The sequence below is a fragment of the Streptomyces sp. NPDC034037 genome, from assembly GCF_055575715.1.
Genome location: NZ_JBVISC010000002.1, coordinates 35431 through 53958 on the forward strand (window position 1 = coordinate 35431; position 18528 = coordinate 53958).

Here is an 18528-nt window from a genome sequence, read left to right on the forward strand (position 1 = left end):
GGGTTGTGTCGGCCCTGCGGCCTGCGGCGGGCTCAGCGTTCGGCGCCGGACCTGCGACGGCGCGCTCCGAGCAGCGATCTGTCCCGGCCGCCCTTGTGCCGTCCGCCCTCCGGCGGCCGGGGCGGGGCGCCGTCCTCGGCGAGGTGGCGGGCCATCGCCCGGATCGTCGGGTGACGGAACATGTCGAGCCGGCTGAGCGAGGGGCGCAGTTCCGCCCGAAGCCGCGCCACCACGTGGGTCAGCCGCAGCGAGTCGCCTCCCGCGTCGAAGAAGTTGACGTCGGCGCCGACCTCCGCGAGGCCGAGCGCACTCTGCCAGATCGCGGAGATCTGCTGCTCCAGCGCGCCACGCGGCGCGGTTTCGGCCGACGGCCTGTCGAGGACGGCCGCGCCGTGCGGGGCGGGCAGGGCCCTGCGGTCGAGCTTTCCGTTGGGCGTCAGCGGCAGCGCGGGCAGCGGGACGACGGCCGACGGGACCATGTACGCGGGCAGCCGCGCCCGTACGTGGGCGCGCAGCTCGGCGGCGTCCGGGACCCGCGCGTCCCCCTCGGTCACGGTGTAGGCGACGAGCCTGTCGCCGCCCGGCTCGTCGTCGCGTACCACCACCGCGGCCTGGGCGATGGCGGGGTGGTCGCGCAGGACGGTCTCGATCTCGCCGGGCTCGATGCGGTAGCCGTGCAGTTTGACCTGGCCGTCCACCCGGCGCAGATACTCCAGGCGGCCGTCGGGCAGGTGCCGCACCAGGTCGCCCGTGCGGTAGACGCGGCCGGGTGCGAAGGGGTCGTCGAGGAACCTGGCCGCGGTGAGGTCCGGCCGGCCGTGGTAGCCGTCGGCCACCCCGTCACCGCCGATGTACAGCTCCCCCGGGCTGCCGGGCGGCACGGGCCGCAGCCGCTCGTCGAGCACGTACATCCGCGTGTTGGCCAGCGGCCGGCCGATCGTCACCGGCCAGCCCGCCTCGACGCGGTCGAGGGAGGACCAGATGGTGGTCTCGGTCGGTCCGTACATGTTCCACACCCGGTCCGCCCGCCGCACCAGTTCGGCGGCCAGGTCGCCGGGCAGCGCCTCGCCCCCGCACAGGACGGTCAGCCCGGCCTCGCCCTGCCAGCCCGCGCCGATCAGCATGCGCCAGGTGACGGGCGTCGCCTGCATGACGGTCGGCCGGTACGCCTCGACCAGCGCGCGCAGCGCGAATCCGTCGGCGGCCGTCTCGGCGGGCGCCACCCGCACCTCGCCGCCCGTGACCAGCGGCAGGTACAGCTCGAGTCCCGCTATGTCGAAGCAGGCGGTGGTCACCGCGAGCAGGGAGTCCCGCGGGCCGAACCCCGGCTCCTTGGCCATGGAGCACAGGAAGTTGGTCAGCGCGCGGTGGCCGACCCTGACGCCCTTGGGCAGGCCGGTGGAGCCGGAGGTGTAGATGACGTAGGCGAGGTCCTTGGCACAGGCGCGGTCGGGGAAGTCCTCCTCGACGTCCGACTCGTGCGCCTCGTGCGCCTCCTCGCCGGGGTGGATCTCCACCGGCTGTGCCGGGCAGTCGGCGGGCAGCGCGGAGGAGAGCGCGGGTTCGGTGAGCACCAGGGCGGCGCCGGAGTCGTCGAGCATGTGCCGGATGCGCTCGGGCGGGTAGACCGGGTCGAGCGGCACGTACGCGGAGCCTGTCCGCAACACCGCGAGCAGCCCGGTGATCAGGTCGGCCGAGCGGTCGAGGAAGACCCCGACGAGGGTGCCGGGTCCCGCGCCGAGGCGGGTGAGACGGCGGGCGAGCCGGTTGACCCGGCGGTCGAGGTCGCCGTACGTGAGGACCGTGTCGCCGAACCGGACGGCGGGCTGGTCCGGCCGCCGGGCCGCCCACTCGGCGAACAGCTGGTGCACGCAGCGGTCGGCGGGGTAGTCGGCGGCCGTGTCGTTCCAGGTGTCGAGCACCAGGCGGCTCTCGTCGCCGGACAGCAGGGGAAGCAGTCCGGCGTCCTCGTCGGGCCGCTCGGCGGCCGAGCGCAGGAACCGCTCGAAGCGTGCCGCCAGTTGGTGGGCGGCGGCCGCCCTGCTCTCGTCCGCCGGGAGGAAGGCGACGGCGCGGGGCACGGCACCGGGCCCGCCGATCCGTACGGTCAGGGCGGGCCCGGCGGGGCGGTGCGCGGTGCCGTGGCCGTCGCTCAGGTCCACGGTGACCGGCAGCGCGCTCGCCGCGAGCGCCGCTCGTCCGCCGGGGCCGGGCAGGCGCAGGTGCGTTCCCCGCAGCGGGGCGCTCCGCCCGGCCTGCTCGGTGAGCCGTCGGGAGACCTCTTCCGCGAAAGCCGCCAGGGAACGGCCCTGTCCGGCCTCGGGGGCACGGAAGGGCACGTCGGACATGAGGGGCCCGGTGGTGTCCGCGGTGAGGCGCAGCGCCACGTCGAAGCCGCCCTCGTCCTCCCCCGCCATCCGGCCGAGGAACCGCAGGAGTACGGCGAGCAGCCAGGCCCTGGCCTCGTCGGGGTCCCCGGCCGGGATGTCCGGCGGGACGGCGGCGCGGGCGAGGTCGCGGGCGCCGGACGGCGCGGCGGGCTCCGGGGCGGCCGGCCAGGGGACTTCGAGGGGGGCCCGGTCGGCGAGGAGGGGCAGCCAGTGCCTCTCGTGGCGCCGCGCGGCGCGGGCCGTGGTCGCCCACTGCCGGCGGGCCGCGTCGTCCCCTTGCGTGAACCGGTCGCCCGGACGCAGTCCCGCCACGGCCGACGGGTCGCCGTCCAGGTCGGCCAGGTCCCTCAGCCGTACGTCGAAGTCGGTGGTGGCGACGGTCACGGCCGGGCCGTCGACGGCGACCACGGTGCCGGGTGGGCTCGTGGAGGGGCGCTCGGTGACCTCCGCCTTCCGTACGGCGAACAGGCGCTCGCCGAGGGCGAGGAGCGCGAGGCCGAACGCGTTGCGGTGCGGTCCGAGGTCGGTGGCGCGCACCAGGGCGCCGAGGTCGGCGGCGGGCCGGTGCCAGGAGAACAGGCCGCCGTCGGGCGGGCCGTCGTGCAGTCCGTGGTAGGTGCGCAGGGTGAGGTCCTGCGGGGTGCGGGTCTCGGTGCCCGCGGCCAGTTCCTCCACGAGTTCGCCGAAGCTGGCCGCCGCGGCCTCGTAGCAGGCGAGGTTGAGGGTGTACGCGGTGTCCTCGGGGCCGACCGGCACCGCCCGCTGCTTGAGCACGTCGCCCGTGTCGGCCTCGCGCTCCATGACGTGCCAGGTGACGCCGTGCTCGGTGGCGCCTTCCAGGATCGCCCAGCTGGTGGCGTGCAGGCCGGCGTGCCGGGGCAGCGGCGCGTCGTGGAAGTTGACGGGCATCCGCTCGGGCAGCGCGAGGACCTCGTCGGACAGCATCCGCAGGTTGGTGATGCTGAACAGGTAGGCGAACCGCAGCGGACGCAGCCGCTGCGCGAGGCCCCGGCCCGGATCGACGACGCTCAGCCCGTGCCCGGCGGCCCAGCGGCGCAGCCCCGGGTCCTCGGCGACCACGGCGGCCACGTGGTGGCCCCGCGTCAGCAGGTGCTCGCCGCATTCGGCGAGCAGGGGCTCCTCGCCGATCAGGACGGCGCTGAAGGGTGTGGTCATCGCTGTTCCTCCTGGTCCTCGAGGACGCTGCTCAGCTGGCGCAGCAGGCGGTCCACCTCCGCGTCCGAGAGGCTGTCGACGATCTGCTCGATACCGGGTTCGGGCCCGGCCGCGGTTTCGGTACCGCCGGGCAGTGGCCCCGCACCGGTCTCGGGCCGCGGCTCGGGAGCGGGTTGTTGCGGTGCAGGTGTCTTCGCGGCTCCGAGGGTGGCCAGGTGGCGGGCGAGGCGTTCGATGGTGATGTGCTCGAAGAGCAGGGTGGACGGCAGCGGCCCGTACTCGCGCTCCAGTTCCTTGGTGAGGCTGAGGACCACGAGGGAGTCGACGCCGTAGTTCTCGAAGGTGGCCCGGGGGTCGAGAAGGTTCTCGGGCATTTCGAGTACGCGGGCGAAGACCTCCTTGACCCGGCGTTCCGCTCCACCGACCGCGTCGGCGTCGGCGGGCCGCGCGGCGGGGTCCTCGCCCGTGGCCCGGGGTGCCGGCGCCGCCGGTGCGGGCGCGGCCGGTACGGACGCGGGCACGAAGCCGTCGCTCTCGGCGACCAGGACGCACTGATGGGTGCCGCCGTCCGGGCGCGGTCCCTCGGTGACGCGGCGGAAGCCGTTGTGGGCGAGGACATCGCGCCAGGCCGTGGTGGAAAGGAGCGGGGAGCCGGGCAGCCGGTACTCCGCGTCCTCGAACAGCCACCAGCCGGTGGCCAGGCCGAAGATCAGGGACATCTGGTCGCGCAGCTCCACGCCTTCGTTGAGCACCAGTACGCCGTTGGTGGCCAGGAGCCGCTTGGTGTGGGCCAGGGTGCGGTCGATGCCGGCGGTGGCGTGGAAGACGTTGGTGGCGAGCACCAGGTCGTGGGCGCCGGTCTCGACTCCCTGTTCCCCGGGGTCGCGTTCGATGTCCAGGGCCCTGAAGTCGGCGAAGGGGTGGTCGGCGGCGAAGCGTTTGCGGCCGTGCCGCACGAATCCGTCGGACACGTCGGTGTAGAGGTAGGCGACGTGGTCGCCGAGTCCGGCCTCCCCGAGGGCGCGCAGGACGCGGGCGCTGGTGCCGCCGGTGCCCGCGCCGACTTCGAGTACACGGACGCGGTCACCGGGCCGCTCGCGCAGGCGCTCTTGTACGTAGCGCAGCACCGTGTCGGCGACCTGCTCGTTGCACCGGTCGGTGACGGGGTCGCCCGCGTAGACGGCCTCGACCAGGTCGAGTGAGCCGCCGGGGAAGAGCACCTCCATGTGTCCGCGCCGTCCGGTCAGTACGTCGGGCAGCGCGTCGACGCACCGCAGCAGCAGGGTCGCCACGGCCTCCGTCTCGGGATGACGTGCCGTCAGCTCGGCTGCAACCTCCTTCGGATGGGCGAGGCAGCGGCGCAGCTCCGGATCGTCGAGCGCGGCGGTGGTGACCAAGTCGGCGCCCTCGGCGCGGAGGTGGCCGCCGCGCAGCAGGACGTCGATCAGGAGGCCGAGGAGCCGTTCCTGCCCGGCGGCGACGCCGAGGCGGACGCGGAGCCCGTCGCGGGTGTGCCGCTCGCCGGGATCGCGCAGGACGCCCATGGTCCGCAGGGCGCCGACGAGGAGCCGTCGGGCGAAGGTCTCGATGTCCGTGGCCGCGGCGCCGCCGTGGCCGGCCGCGCCGGTCACCGCGCGGCCGGGGGTCATGGGGGCGGATGGGGCGGGCCGGTGCGGCTGCGCCCTCAGCACCGTGTCCGGGTCGACGCCGAGACCGGTGAGGATCTTCGGGTCGGCCTTGACGACGAGCGTCTGCGGCAGCGGGCCCGACAGTGCCCGTTCGACGGCCGCCATGCCCTCCGCCGCGCTGATGGGCCGGATGCCCGCGGCGGCGAAGCGGTCGAGGACGCGCTCCCGGTGGGCGTCGCCGGCGGCGTGCCAGTAGCCCCAGTTGACGGTGCGCACGGGGTAGGGCGCGGTGCGGGCCGCGGCGAGCGCCCACGCGTCGGCGACGTGGCAGCCCGCCGCGTATCCGGCCTGGCCGTGGTTGCCCTCCAGGGTGACCGCGGAGGAGTACAGCAGCACGAAGTCGGGCCGCTCGCCGCGCAGGGCGCGGAACATGCTCCACACGGTGTCCGCCTTGGTGTCGAGGGCGGTGCGCAGCTCGGTTTCGGACAGCTCCCTGATGGGCTTGTCGACGAGCACCATCGCGGAGTGGATGACGCCGTGGAGCGCGCCGAAGCGCTCCTTGGTCTCGTCGATCACCTGGCGCAGGGCCGCCGGGTCACCGGCGTCGCACGGTACGTAGGAGACCTCGGCGCCCAGCTCTTCCAGTGCCGCGAGGTCGGCGCGGCGCCGCTCGTCCGGCGCGGCGCGGCCGACGAGGACCAGGCGGGCGCGGTGTGCGCGGGCCAGATACCGGGCGGTGTCGCGCCCGAGCACTCCGAGGCCGCCGATGACGAGGTACACCCCTCGCTCGCGGAAGCGGGTCGGGGCGGCGGCCGGTTCGACCGCTTCGAGCGCGCGGACGCGCCGTACGCCGCCGCGCAGCGACACGGCACGGACCTTGGCCCGCGCCGGCTCGTGGACCAGCGCGGCCGCCGCCGTGTCGAGTTCACCGCCGCGCACGTCCAGGCAGGCCGCGGTGAGCTGCGGGAACTCCTTGGCCGCGACCTCGCAGTAGCCGATGAGCCCGGCGGCCGCCGGGCGCAGCGCGTCGTCGTCCCCGAGCGGCAGGCCGTCGGCGGTGAGGACCTTCAGGGCCAGGGGCCGGTCGAGCAGGCCGGCCCGGTCGAGGCCGCGGACCAGCCGGTGCAGCGAGACGGTGCCGCGCTCCTGCTCCGCGTGCAGCCCGGCCCTGTCGTCCACCGGTTCGCGCGGTCCGCCGACGCCCAGGAAGTACACCAGGTCCAGGTGCGGGGCGCGGGCCAGGAGTGCGTCCGTGGCGCGCTCGTCCAGGCCGCCGTCGCCGACGGTCAGCCGCAGGTGCTCGGCGTCCGGGTGGGCGGCGCGCAGGGTGTCCGCCAACGCCGCGCAGCCCTCCCCCGCCACGGTCAGCACCGCCCGGGGCGCGGCCGTGTCCGTGACGGCGGGCGGCGCGACCGCCCAGCGGGGCCGGTAGTCGATGGACGGCTCCGGCTTCGGTTCCCGCAGGGCCAGGCCGAGGACGCGTACGCACACCCGGCCGTCCGTGTCGGTGACGGTGACGTCGAACCGCCGCGCGCCCAGGTCGCGGACGTGGGACCAGCCTTCGTCGGGCAGGGCCGCGTGCAGCTCCACCCGGTCCGCGGCGTACGGCAGCAGCGGCCGGCCCGGCGCACCGCCGTCGGCGAGCAGCAGGGCCAGGGGGTGCAGCGCCGCGTCGAGGGTGCCGGGGTCCAGCGGCCGGCCGGCCGCGCCGGAGTGCTCCCGCGGCCGGCGCAGTCGGGCGAGGGCGGTGCGCTCACCGGTCCAGGCCTGGGTGACGCGGCGGAAGTGGGGGCCGTAGGGCAGGCCTTGGCGGCGCAGGCCCTCGTACAGCTCCTCGTGGCTCACCGGGTGCGGGCAGTCCGCCTTGAGCAGGTCGAGGGGCAGGGGGTCGGGGCGTTCGGGGGCGGTGGCGAGAACTTGGCCCAGCGAGTACACGGGGGCGTCGCCGGTGGAGGGTGCGGTCAGGCGGTAGTCGAGTGCCTGGGCGGTGTCGGACTCCGTCGTGGCGAGGGTGACGTCGGTGCCGGTGTCGGCCACCACGAGCGGGGCGAGCCAGCGCACGTCGCTGAAGACCCGGGCCGCGTCCGCGCCCAGGGTGTGGGCCACCAGGTCCAGGTGGCCGACGCCGGGCAGCACCGCACGGCCGCCGACCACGTGGTCGCGTACGACCGGGTCGGTGGGCGCGAGGGTCAGGGTGGTGTCCGCTGCTCGGGGCGGTGTCGGCCGATCCGCCTGCTGGGGCGGCGCGGGGGTCTCGGTCGGTTCCCTGCGGGTGACGGGCAGCCAGTGGCGCGGGCGCTCGAACGGGTAGCTTGGCAGCGGGAGCGTGCGGCCGCCGCCCGCCGCGAACTCGTCCAGTGCCGTCCAGTCGGCGAAGGCGCCGGAGACCCAGAGCCGGGCGAGCCGGGTGTGGTCGCCGGCAGCGGCGAGCGTGCGCAGGAAGTCCGGGCCCGCGCCGTCGGTGAACACCTCGGCCAGCGCCGTGTGCTGGTCGGCGTTACCGGTGATCGCGGAGGCGACGCTCTCCCCGACGGCGAAGGCGGCGAACTTGTCGGCGGCGTCGTCGATGTCGGAGGCCGGGAAGGCGAGGCGTTCGGGCAGCGCCTCGCGGCCGACGCGCAGGGTGTGGCCGGTGTCGGCGAGGGCCGGGCGCTCCCGGCGCAGATGGGCCGCCATCTCGGCGGCGTAGGCGCGCAGCCGCTCCGGGTTGCGCGCGGAGAGCACGAGCAGTTGGGGACCGGACGGCGGGGCGGCGGGCCGCTCCTCGGGGGCGCGGTACTCCTCCAGGATCACGTGCGCGTTGGTGCCGCCCGCGCCGAACGAGCTGACGCTCGCCCTGCGCGGCTGCTCGATCCTGACCCCGTCCGTCTCGATGACGGGTCGCGCCCAGTCGGTGAGGGCGCGCTGCACACGGAACGGTGAGCGGTCGAAGTCGATGATCGGGTTGGTCTCCTCGGAGTGCAGCGAGGGCACCAGCTGGCCGTGGGAGAGCTGGAGCACGGCCTTGGTGACGCCCGCGATGCCCGCGGCGCCCTCCAGATGCCCGATGTTGGACTTCACCGAGCCCAGGGCGATGGTGCCCGGTCGGCGGGTGGCGTCGGCGAAGGCCTGTCGCAGGGCCGTGTGCTCGATGGGGTCGCCGAGCGCGGTGCCGGTGCCGTGCGCCTCGACGTAGCCGATGGTGCGCGGGTCGATGCCCGCGCGGTCCAGTGCCTCTTCGATGAGGGCCTGCTGCGCCTGGGGGTTGGGCACGGTGTAGCCGCCGGTGCGGCCGCCGTGGTTGACCGCGGTCGCCTTGATCACCGCGTGGATGTGGTCGCCGTCGGCGACGGCCTCCGAGAGCCGCTTGAGCAGCACCGCGCCGACGCCCTCGCCCGGCACGTAGCCGTCGCCGCCGGCGCCGAAGGAGCGGCAGCGGCCGTCGGTGGAGAGCATCCGCATCCGGCTCAGGTGCGCGTACTTCGAGGGGTGCGCGGAGACGTTGACGCCGCCCGCGACGGCGTAGCGGCACTCTCCCCTGCGGACGCTCTCGCAGGCCTGGTGGAGGGCGACGAGCGAGGCCGAGCAGGCGGTGTCCACGACGACGCTCGGGCCGCGGAAGTCACCGAAGTAGGAGACCTGGTTGGCGATGGCCGAGCGGTTGGCGAGGACCGTGTGGTGGTGGCCCCGCGCGGCCTCCTCGGCGGCGAGCTGGGCGTAGTCGCCCCACATCACGCCCGCGAAGACGCCCACGTCGCGGCCCTGTCCCCCGAAGCGGGGGCGCGGCAGGCGCGAGGGCGGGTAGCCGGCGTTCTCCAGCGCCGACCAGGCGGCCTCCAGGAACAGGCGCTCCTGGGGGTCCATCAGCTTGGCCTGGGAGGGCGGGATGCGGAAGAACAGCGAGTCGAAGGCGTCGACGTCCGCCAGGAAGCCGCCCCACTTGCCGTAGCTGGTGCCGGGGGCCGCGTGGTCGGCGGCGAAGTGCGCGTCGGCGTCCCAGCGGTCGCGGGGTATCTCGGTGACCGCGTCGTGGCCGCGGCGCAGGTTCTCCCAGAACTCGGTGAGGTTCCGGGCGTCCGGGTAGCGGCCGCCGATGCCGATGATGGCGATGTCGTCGTCGCCCGCGGGCTGCCGCGGGGGCGCGGCGGGGGCTGCGGGGGCTGCGGGGGCTGCGGGGGCTGCGGGGCGCGCCTCGGCGGCGGCCACGGGATGTGCCTCTGCGGCGGTCGGCGGCACCGGGAGCGCGGCTTCCTCGGGGAACAGCCGGCGGGCGGCGTCGGGGTGTTCGTCCAGGAGGTGGGCGGCGAGGTCGTGCACGGTGCGGTACTCGAAGAGCAGGGTGCCGCGGGCGCCGGGGAAGTCCCGGTCCAGGTGCTGGTTGGTCTCCATGACCAGGACGGAGTCGAGACCGTAGGCGTCCAGGGTGGTGTGGTCGTCGATGCGCTCCGCCGAGAGGCCGAGCACGTTGCCGAGCAGGGCGCGCACGTGGTCCCGCATGCGGTCCAGCAGGGCGGGAGTGGGGGTGGTGGCCGGTGCGGCGGGGGCGGCGGGCCGCGTGGTGTCGGCGGTGCTGTTCCCGTGCGTCGTCGCGAGCGGCGCCGGGGTGTGCGGCGGGCGTGCGGGCGCGGTCGGGCCCGCCGCGCGTGGTGCCAGCGCCGCGTCCACGGCCTCCGGGTCACCGATGGCGGGGACGAGCCGGGCCCGCCCCGTGCGCCAGGCCAGTTCGAGGGCGCGCAGCCCTTCCTCACCGGTGAACTCCCGCATGCCGGTGCGGTGGCGGTAGCCGGCCCGCTCCTCCTCCCCCATCAGGGCGTCCACGCCGCCGATGCGCCACAGCGGCCAGGCCAGGGAGAGGGTGCGGCCCGCCGCGCGGCCCTCGCGGACCCGGCGGTCGCGCAGGTCCGCGTAGGAGTCGAGGAAGCGGTTCGCCGCCGCGTAGGCGCAGGCGCCGAAGTCGCCGACGACCGAGGCGATGGAGGAGAAGACCACGAACAGGTCGAGCGGTTCGTCGGCGGTGAGCGCGTCGAGCAGCCGGACGCCGTGCGCCTTCACCGACAGCAGCTCGGTGAAGCGTGCGGCGTCCGCCTCCAGGAGCGAGCACTGGTCGGCGGCGCCCGCGAGGTGGAAGACGCCGTCGAGATGCCCGAAGCGCTCCTTGGCCCGCGCCACCGCGGCCCGCATGCCCGCCGCGTCCGCGGTGTCGGCCGCCGCGAGCAGCACCTCGGCGCCGAGCGCGACGAGTTCGTCCGCGGCTTCGCGGGCCGCGGGCCGGTCTGCGGAGCGGCTGACCAGCACGAGCCGCGCCCGGTAGGTGGACGCGAGGTGGCGGGCCAGTTCGCGTCCGATGCCGCCGGTGCCGCCGGTGACGAGGTAGGTCCCGCCCCGCTTCAGCGGGACGGCGGCTCCGGGGTCCGGTGTGTCGGCCCTGCGCAGGACGCGGACCTGGCGGCCCGCCGCCGAGTGGCGGACCTCCGCCCCGGTGGGACGGCCGCCCTGCGCCAGCTCGGCGTCCAGCAGGGCCGGCAGCTCCGGCCCGCCGGCGCCGGCCACGGTGAACAGTTCGAAGCGCGGCAGCACCCCGGCGAGGGAGAGCGCGAAGCCCGCCACGGCCTCCTGGTCGGGGCGTTGCCCCTGTCCCGTGTCGGCGAGTACGTAGGCGCAGCGCACCCGGCCGGGGAGGCGGACGGCGTCCAGGGCGAGGGCGAGGGAGCGCAGGGAGTGCAGTCCGCGCGCGAAGGCCCCGTCGAGCGCGGCCTGTGCCTCGGCGGAGTCCCCCTCGCGCCCGTAGGCGACGGGCTCGGCGCCCAGGCCCCACAGGTGCACGACGTCGAGCGAGCGGACGCCGTCGTGTGCCAGGTCCGCGAGGAGCCGCTCGAAGTCGCCGGGCCGCGCGGGGTCGACGGCGTACCGGTCGGGCCCGGTCCTCGCGAACCGCGGCGCCACGCGTACGTCGATGACGCGCCGCCCGCCGCTTGTCCCCGCGAGGCCGCGGGCCACCTCGTCGTCGTCCCCGAGGACGAGGACGGCGTCGGCGCGGAGAGCGGCGCCCGCCACGAGGGCCTGGTCCTGCCAGACCTGCTCGTAGAAGAACGGGGCTTCCTGCTGGGCGAGGTGACGGCCGGTGAAGTTGTCGATGCGGACCAGTTCGGCGCCCGAGTCGTCGAGAATGCGCAGGTCGAACTGCCCCTGGTCGGCGGCTCCGGGCTGCCGGGCGGGCACGGCGTGCGCGTGGCACCTGCGCGGCAGCGGCCGCGGTGTCCGGATCTCCAGCGCGCCGAGGTGGAAGGGGACCGCGAGGCTCCCGCTCTCCTGCGGCGACGGCGAAGCCGCCCAGTGGCAGGCCCGCAGCGCGCCGTCGAGCAGGGCGGGCGGCAGCAGTGAGGCGCCGTCCTGCTCGGGCAGCGTGAGGGTGAGGAGGGCGCCGCCGTCGCCGAACCTGGCCTCCTCGATGACGTCGAAGGCCGGCCCGTAGGCGAAGCGGGCGCCCCGGTAGGCGGCCTGGACCGCCGCACGGTCCCTGACCTCGGGGCAGCTCGCGCGAAGGGCGGCGAGGTCGGTGGGGGCCGCGGCGGGACCGGTGGGGTTCGCGTACACCGTGCCGCGCACGTGGACGGTGCGCCCGGTTGTCTGTCCCTGTGCCGTCCAGACGGTGAAGGCCAGTTCGCCGTCCGTGCGCTCCGGTCCGCCGCCCGTGCGGGTCAGGCCGACGTGCACGTCGACGCTCTGCCCGTCCTCGATCACCACTGGCCGGCCCCAGAGCACGTCCCGCAGGCCGAGCGCGTCGTCGAGACCGGCGAGACGGGCCGCCGCGCGGGCCATCTCCAGGCAGACCGCACCGGCGAGCAGGGCCCGCCCCTCGATGACGTGGTCGCGTACGAGCGGTTCGCCGGCCCGGAAGGTACGGCGGAAGCGGATCTCGTCGAGGGTGGACTCGTTGGCGTCGAGCAGCGGGTGGAGGCGGGCGGGCGCGTCGGCGGTGCTCCGGTCGGCGGCGGGCACCCAGTGGCGCTCGCGGGCGAAGGGGTAGGCCGGCGCGGGGACGCGGCGGGGTTTCGGCCCCGCGGGGGCGATCCCGCTCCAGTCGGCCGACCCCTCGCGTGTCCAGCGCGCGGCGACGCTGTAGGCAGGGTCGTGTTCGGTCGGCTGCTCGGGACCGGGGGACGCGCCGGTCACGAGGCCGGGGCACGGTGCGCCCTGCTGGAAGGCGCGAAGCGCCCTGACGAGGGCCGCGCCGTCGTCGGCGACCACGGCGAGGCGTTCGGCCATGGTCGTCCGGCCGTGTTGCAGGGTGTGGGCGAGGTCTTCGGCGCGTACGTGCTCGCGTTCGGCGAAGTCGGCGACGCGGCCCGCGTAGACGGCGAGCCGTTCCGGGTCCCGTGCGGAGAGCGGGAAGACCAGCGTGCGCGGGAAGCGCTGGGCGGCGACGGGCCGCTCGGGGCGCTCCGGGCCCCGCTGGTACTCCTCGATGACCAGGTGGGCGTTGGAGCCGCCCGCGCCGAACGAGCTGAGTCCGGCGCGGCGCGGTGCCGGGCCGTGCTCACCGGCCGGCGCGGGCCAGTCGGCGGCCTCGCGCTGCACCAGGAAGGGGGAGCGCCCGAAGTCGATGTTCGGGTTCAGCTCGTCGGCGTGCAGCGAGGGCGCGAGGCGCCGGTGCTTGAACTGGAGCAGCACCTTGGTGAGTCCGGCGATCCCGGCCGCCGATTCGAGGTGGCCGATGTTGGACTTCACCGAGCCGATGGGCCACCGCCGGCCGTCCGCCTTCGTCGCCCCGAAGGCCTTGGCGAGCCCGGCGATCTCGATCGGGTCGCCCAGGGACGTGCCGGTGCCGTGGGCCTCGACGTAGCCGATGTCGGCGGGTTCGAGGCCCGCCCCGCGCAGCGCGCGGCGCACGGAGTCGGCCTGGGCGTGCGGGCTCGGCACGGTGTACCCGTTGGTCTTGCCGCCGTGGTTGACGGCGTGGCCCCTGATCACCCCGTAGACGTGGTCGCCGTCGCGCTCGGCCGCGGCCAGCGGCTTCAGGAGCACCGCGCCGACGCCCTCGCCCGGCACGTACCCCGTGCCCCCGGCGCCGAAGGCACGGCACCTGCCGTCGGCGGAGACGAAGCGGCCCTGGCTGAGGAAGACGTATTTGTAGGGGTGCAGCGAGAGGTTCACCCCGCCCGCGACGGCCATCTCGCTCTCCCCGCCGCGCAGGCTCTCGCAGGCCAGGTGGATCGCGGTCAGCGAGGACGAGCACATGGTGTCGAGCGCGATGCTCGGCCCGTTCAGACCGAGGGTGTACGAGACGCGGTTGGCGATGGAGGCGAACGACGAACCGGTGACCCTGATCCCGCCGCGCTCGGCGTCGGCCGCGCCGTAGAGCTGGTACTCGCCGTACATGACGCCGACGAAGACGCCGACCGGGCGGCCGGTCAGCTCGTCCCCGCGGTATCCGGCGTCCTCGAACACGTGCCAGGCGTTCTGCAGGAACAGGCGTTCCTGGGGGTCCATCAGCTCCGCCTCGCGCGGCGAGATGCCGAAGAACAGCGGGTCGAAGCGGTCCACGTCGCGCAGGAAGCCGCCCCATTTGGAGAAGGCGCGGCCGGCGGCCGACGGGTCGGGGTCGAAGTAGCGGCCGTGGTCCCAGCGGTCGGCGGGGATCTCGGTGACGCAGTCCCGGCCCTCGGCGAGGTTGTCCCAGAACTCGTCGAGGTCGTCGGCCTTGGGGTAGCGGCCGGCGAGGCCGATGATGGCCACGGCGTCGTCGGCCTCGGCGGGGCCGGGCCGGTGCGGTTCCGTGGTCCGGGCGGGGAGCGCCGACCCGGTCTCCGCGCGGTCGGCCGAGGTGCTCGCGGGCGGTGCGGACGTGCCCGCCGGGCCGGTGGGCGCTGCCGCCAGTTCCCCGAGCCGCCCGGCGTACTCCGCGACGAAGTACTCCGCCAGCTCCTCCAGCGTGGCGTACTCGAAGAACAGCGTCTTCGGCAGCTCGTCGAAGTGCTTTTCCAGTTCGGCGTTGAGCTGGGTGATGACCAGCGAGTCGATGCCGTAGCGGTCGAACGGCACGCGCGGGTCGATCTCCCCCGCGTCGAGCTTCGTGCGCTCGGCGAGCAGTTGCTTGAGGAAGGTGGCGGCCCACGCGGCCAGATCGGTGCCGGACGGTTCGGCCTCCCCCGCTCCCCCGGCCGCGCGGGAGCGGCGTACGGGGGCGGGTTCGAGCGCCGCCGCGACGCGGGCCAGGTCGCCGTGGCCGACGAGCAGCGCTCCGCCGTCGTGCCGCAGCGCCTGGTCGAAGGCGGCGAGAGCGGCGTCCGTGGCCATCGGGGACAGCCCCGTACGGTGCCGCAGCGCCCGGACGGCGTCCTCGTCCTGGCGCATGCCGCCCGCGAGCCAGAGCGGCCAGCCGAGGGAGAGCGTGCGGCCGAAGCGGCTGCCGTCGGCCACCTGGGCCCGGCGGCGCTCGGCGAAGGCGTCGAGGTGGGCGTTGGCGTACGCGTAGTCGCTCTGGCCCGCGTTGCCGAACGCCGCGGCGATGGAGGAGAAGCAGACGAAGAAGTCCAGCGGGTCCTCGGCAGTGAGCCGGTCCAGGAGCCGTGCGCCGAGGGCCTTGGGGCGGACGACCTCGGTGAACTCCTCCCAGCTCTTGTGCAGCAGATAGGCGTCGTCCAGCGTGCCCGCCGCGTGCACGACCCCGCGGATCGCCCCGTGCTCGGCGCGGACGGACTCGACGGCCGCGCACAGGGCCGCCTCGTCGGTGACGTCGACCCGGTGGAAGGTGACGTCGTGTCCGGCCGCGCGCAGGGCCTCGACGCGCTCGGCGGCCGCCGGGGCGGGCGCGGACCTGCCGAGCAGGGCGAGCGGGGCCCCGGTGCGCGCGGCGAGGTGCTCGGCGAGGGCCAGGCCGAGGCTGCCCGTGCCGCCGGTGATCAGGCAGGCACCGTCCTGGAGCGGCGGGGTGGCGGTCCCGGCCGGGGGTTCGGTGCGGGCCAGGCGGCGGTGGCGCCGCACGTGCCGGACACCGCCGCTGTGCCGGGTCTCGCTCTCGCCGTCGTCCAGGCGGGCCAGTTCGTCGACGAGCGCGGGAAGCGGCGCCGTGTCGGCGTCCAGGCCGACCAGGCGGTGGGTGAGGCGCGGGTTCTCCAGCGTGACGGTGCGCCCGAAGGCCGCGAGGGCGGCTTCGGCGGGGTCCGCGCCGTGGGCGTCGGTGCGATGGGCGACCAGCAGCGCGGTGCGGTCGCCGCCACGGCGGGCGAGGAGCGCCTTGGTCAGGGCGAAGACCGAGCGCGGGCCGTCGAGGTCGTGGCCGACCTCGGCCGCGCACCAGGTGTGCAGCACCGTGGCGGGGGTGCGGCCCGTTCCGGCGAGCCGGTCGAGGAGCGCGGCGAAGTCCGCCTCGCTGTGCGGGTGCACGGTGTAGTGGTCGTCGTCGACCCGCGTGAACTCCTCGCCGGGAGTGGCGAGGACCACCGCGGGGTCCGGGTCACCGGCGTCCCTGAGCGCTTCGAGCAACGCGGCGCGCTGGGCGGGCTCGTGGGCGAGGAGGAGCCGCGGGCCGGCGGGCGGGGCCGCCGGGGCATCGGATGCCGCCGGCTGCCAGACGCCGGCGAAGAGGGCGGTCCCGGGCTCGTCGTGGCCGTTCCTGAGGGTGCGTACGGACAGGTCGCGCAGGCGGGCGAGCAGGCGTCCCTCGGTGTCGAGGAGGTCGATGTCCGCCTTGGTCTGCTTCTCCCCGCCGCCGTGGGCGGGCAGCGTGACGTGGGCGAGGCAGTGCCGGGGCAGCGGCGCGAACACGTCGAGGCCGCCGAGCGCCAGCGGCAGGTAAGTGGTGCCCTCGTCCTCCCGGGCGGCGAGCAGGCCGACCACCGCGTGCAGCGCGGCGTCCAGCAGCGACGGGTGCAGGACGAAGTCGTCCGTGTCCCGCTCCCCCGCCGGGAAGGCGTCGGCGGGCAGTTCGAGGACGCCCAGTGCCTCGGCGTCGCCGCGGCGCAGCTCGCGCAGGGAGCGCATGGCCGGGCCGTAGTCGAGGCCGCGGGCCCGCAGCAGGCCGTAGAGGTCGGCCGCGGCGAGCAGGTCGGGGCAGCGCGCCGTGAGGGCGGCCGGGTCCACCGGGGGCGGGGCGTCGGCGGGGGCCGTGGCGGACAGCTCGCCGCGGGCGTAGATCTCGGGCTCGCCCGCCGCCGTCCCGGCCGGGTCGGTGATCGCGAACCGTGCTCCGTCCCCGTGCGGGGTCAGCTCGACGTGCACGGTGCGCGGTCCGCGCGGGAAGGACAGCGGCCGTTCGAAGGAGACCCTGGCGAGGGAGCGCGCCCCGGTGGGCAGGGACAGCGCCCCCGCGGCGCGCGCCATCTCCAGGTAGCCGACGGCGGGCATGATGGCCCGGCCGTCGACGCGGTGGTCGGCGACGAAGAACTCGTCGCCGGTCAGGGTGGTGGCGTAGCGGTGCTCGGCCAGGGTCGAGACGTTGGCGCCGATGAGCGGATGCGGGCCCTTGACGGCGTCCGCGCCCGCGCTGTCCGACGGCGGTTCGAGCCACACCCTGCGGCCCTCGAAGGGGTAGGTGGGCAGCGGGACACGGCGGCGCCGCTCACCCGCGTAGAACTCCTCCCAGTCCACCTCGGCGCCGTCGAGCCAGGCGGTGCGCACGGCGTCCAGCAGGGTGCGGCCCGAAAGCTCCGGGTCCGGTGTGAACAGTCGCTGCTCGGCGGCGTCTTCGGCCTGACCGGTCGCGCAGCCGGGCTCCTCGCGTGCACGCAGGGCGCGCACCGCCTCGGCGGAATCGGCGCAGATCACGGCGCGGCGGTGACGGTGGGCCCGGCGGCCCATCGCGAGGGTGTACGCGGCGTCGGCGAGGTCGGTGCCGGGGGCGGCCTCGAAGTGGTCGGCGAGGGCGTCGGTGAGGGCGTCGAGGGCGGTGGGGGTCCTGGCGGAGAGCAGCAGGAGCTGCTCCTCGCGCGCGGAGGGGTCGCCCGGGTCCTGCTGGGGGGCTTCCTGGAGGATCGCGTGCGCGTTGGTCCCGCCGATGCCGAACGAGCTGACCCCGGCCCGCAGCGGTCCCTCGGCCGTCCAGGGTTTCGTCTCGGTGCTGACGTAGAACGGGGTGGCGGCGAAGTCGATGGCCGGGTTGGGCTGTTCATAGTTGAGGGTGGGCACCAGGGAGCGGTGGCGCAGCATGAGCGCCGTCTTGATCACTCCGGCGACGCCCGCGGCGGCGTCCAGGTGGCCGACGTTGGACTTGAGGGAGCCGATGGCGCAAAAGCCCGTGTCGGATGTGCCGCGGCGGAACGCGTCGGTGAGCGCGGACACCTCCACGGGGTCGCCGAGCCGCGTCGCGGTGCCATGCGCCTCGACGTAGGAGATGCTCTCCGGTTCCGTGCCGGAGACCGCGTGCGCCTCGGCGATGACGGCCGCCTGGCCCTCCTTGCCGGGGGCGGCGTAACTGACCTTGAGGGAGCCGTCGTTGTTGGTGGCGGTGCCCTTGATCACGGCGTGGATCGTGTCGCCCGCGTCGAGCGCGTCCTCCAGGAGCTTGAGGACGACGATGCCCACGCCGTTGCCGAGGACGGTGCCGCCGGCCTGGGCGTCGAAGGTGCGGACCCGGCCGTCCGGGGAGAGGATCGCGCCCTCCTCGTACAGGTAGCCGCGCGTCTGGGGCAGCTTGACCGTCACGCCACCCGCCAGCGCCATGTCGCACTCGCCGTTGATGAGCCCCTGGCAGGCGAGGTGGATGGCCACGAGCGAGGTCGAGCAGGCCGTCTGGACGCTGTAGCTCGGTCCGCGCAGGTCGAGCTTGTAGCTGACGCGGGTGGCGAGGAAGTCCTTGTCGTTGCCGACCATGACCTTGAAGTGGTCGGAAGTGGCGGTCTGGTCGATGCTCGGCAGGACGTGCTGCTGGAGGTAGGTGTTGATGGCGGCGCCGCCGTAGACGCTGATCAGCCCGTCGTAGCGGCGCGGGTCGTAGCCGGCGTCCTCCAGCGCGGTGTGGCAGCTCTGCAGGAAGAGGCGCTGCTGGGGGTCGATGACCTCGGCCTCCGCCGGGGTGAACTCGAAGAAGCCGGTGTCGAAGAGGTCGACGTCGGGCAGGACGCCGTGGGCCCGTACGTACGCCGGGTCGGCGCGCAGCGCGGCGGGTACGCCGGCGTCGGCCAGTTCCTCGTCGCTGAACCGGGTGATGCCCTCGCGGCCCGCGCGCAGCAGCTCCCAGAATTCCCCCACGCTGTCGGCGCCGGGGAAGCGCCCGGCCATGCCGACGATGGCGATGTCGTTCCCGGACACCTCGGTGGCGTCGTGCGAACTCACGGTCGTTCCCTCTTCCCTTGCTGCTCGGCCCTGTTCGGCTCGGAGTGCGGCTGCGGCCCGGTGTGCGGCGGTTCGGCGGGTGG

Annotated in this window: 2 protein-coding genes; both read right to left on the reverse strand. The window is 75.4% G+C overall.

Annotation, left to right across the window (positions count from 1 at the left end):
* Positions 1-32: 32 nt before the first annotated feature.
* Entirely contained in the window at positions 33-3566 is a 3534-nt protein-coding gene (locus ACZ516_RS06165) for an amino acid adenylation domain-containing protein (RefSeq protein ID WP_469008776.1), read from the reverse strand.
* A complete protein-coding gene (locus tag ACZ516_RS06170) occupies positions 3563-18445 on the reverse strand; it encodes an SDR family NAD(P)-dependent oxidoreductase (RefSeq protein ID WP_469008777.1) in 14883 nt (4960 codons plus the stop codon). The genes ACZ516_RS06165 and ACZ516_RS06170 overlap by 4 nt, the downstream gene beginning before the upstream one ends.
* Positions 18446-18528: the final 83 nt, after the last annotated feature.

Bases quoted from the DNA above. Each gene is read 5' to 3' on its own strand.
- ACZ516_RS06165 (WP_469008776.1), bottom strand. From the start codon at position 3,566: ATGACCACACCCTTCAGCGCCGTCCTGATCGGCGAGGAGCCCCTGCTC.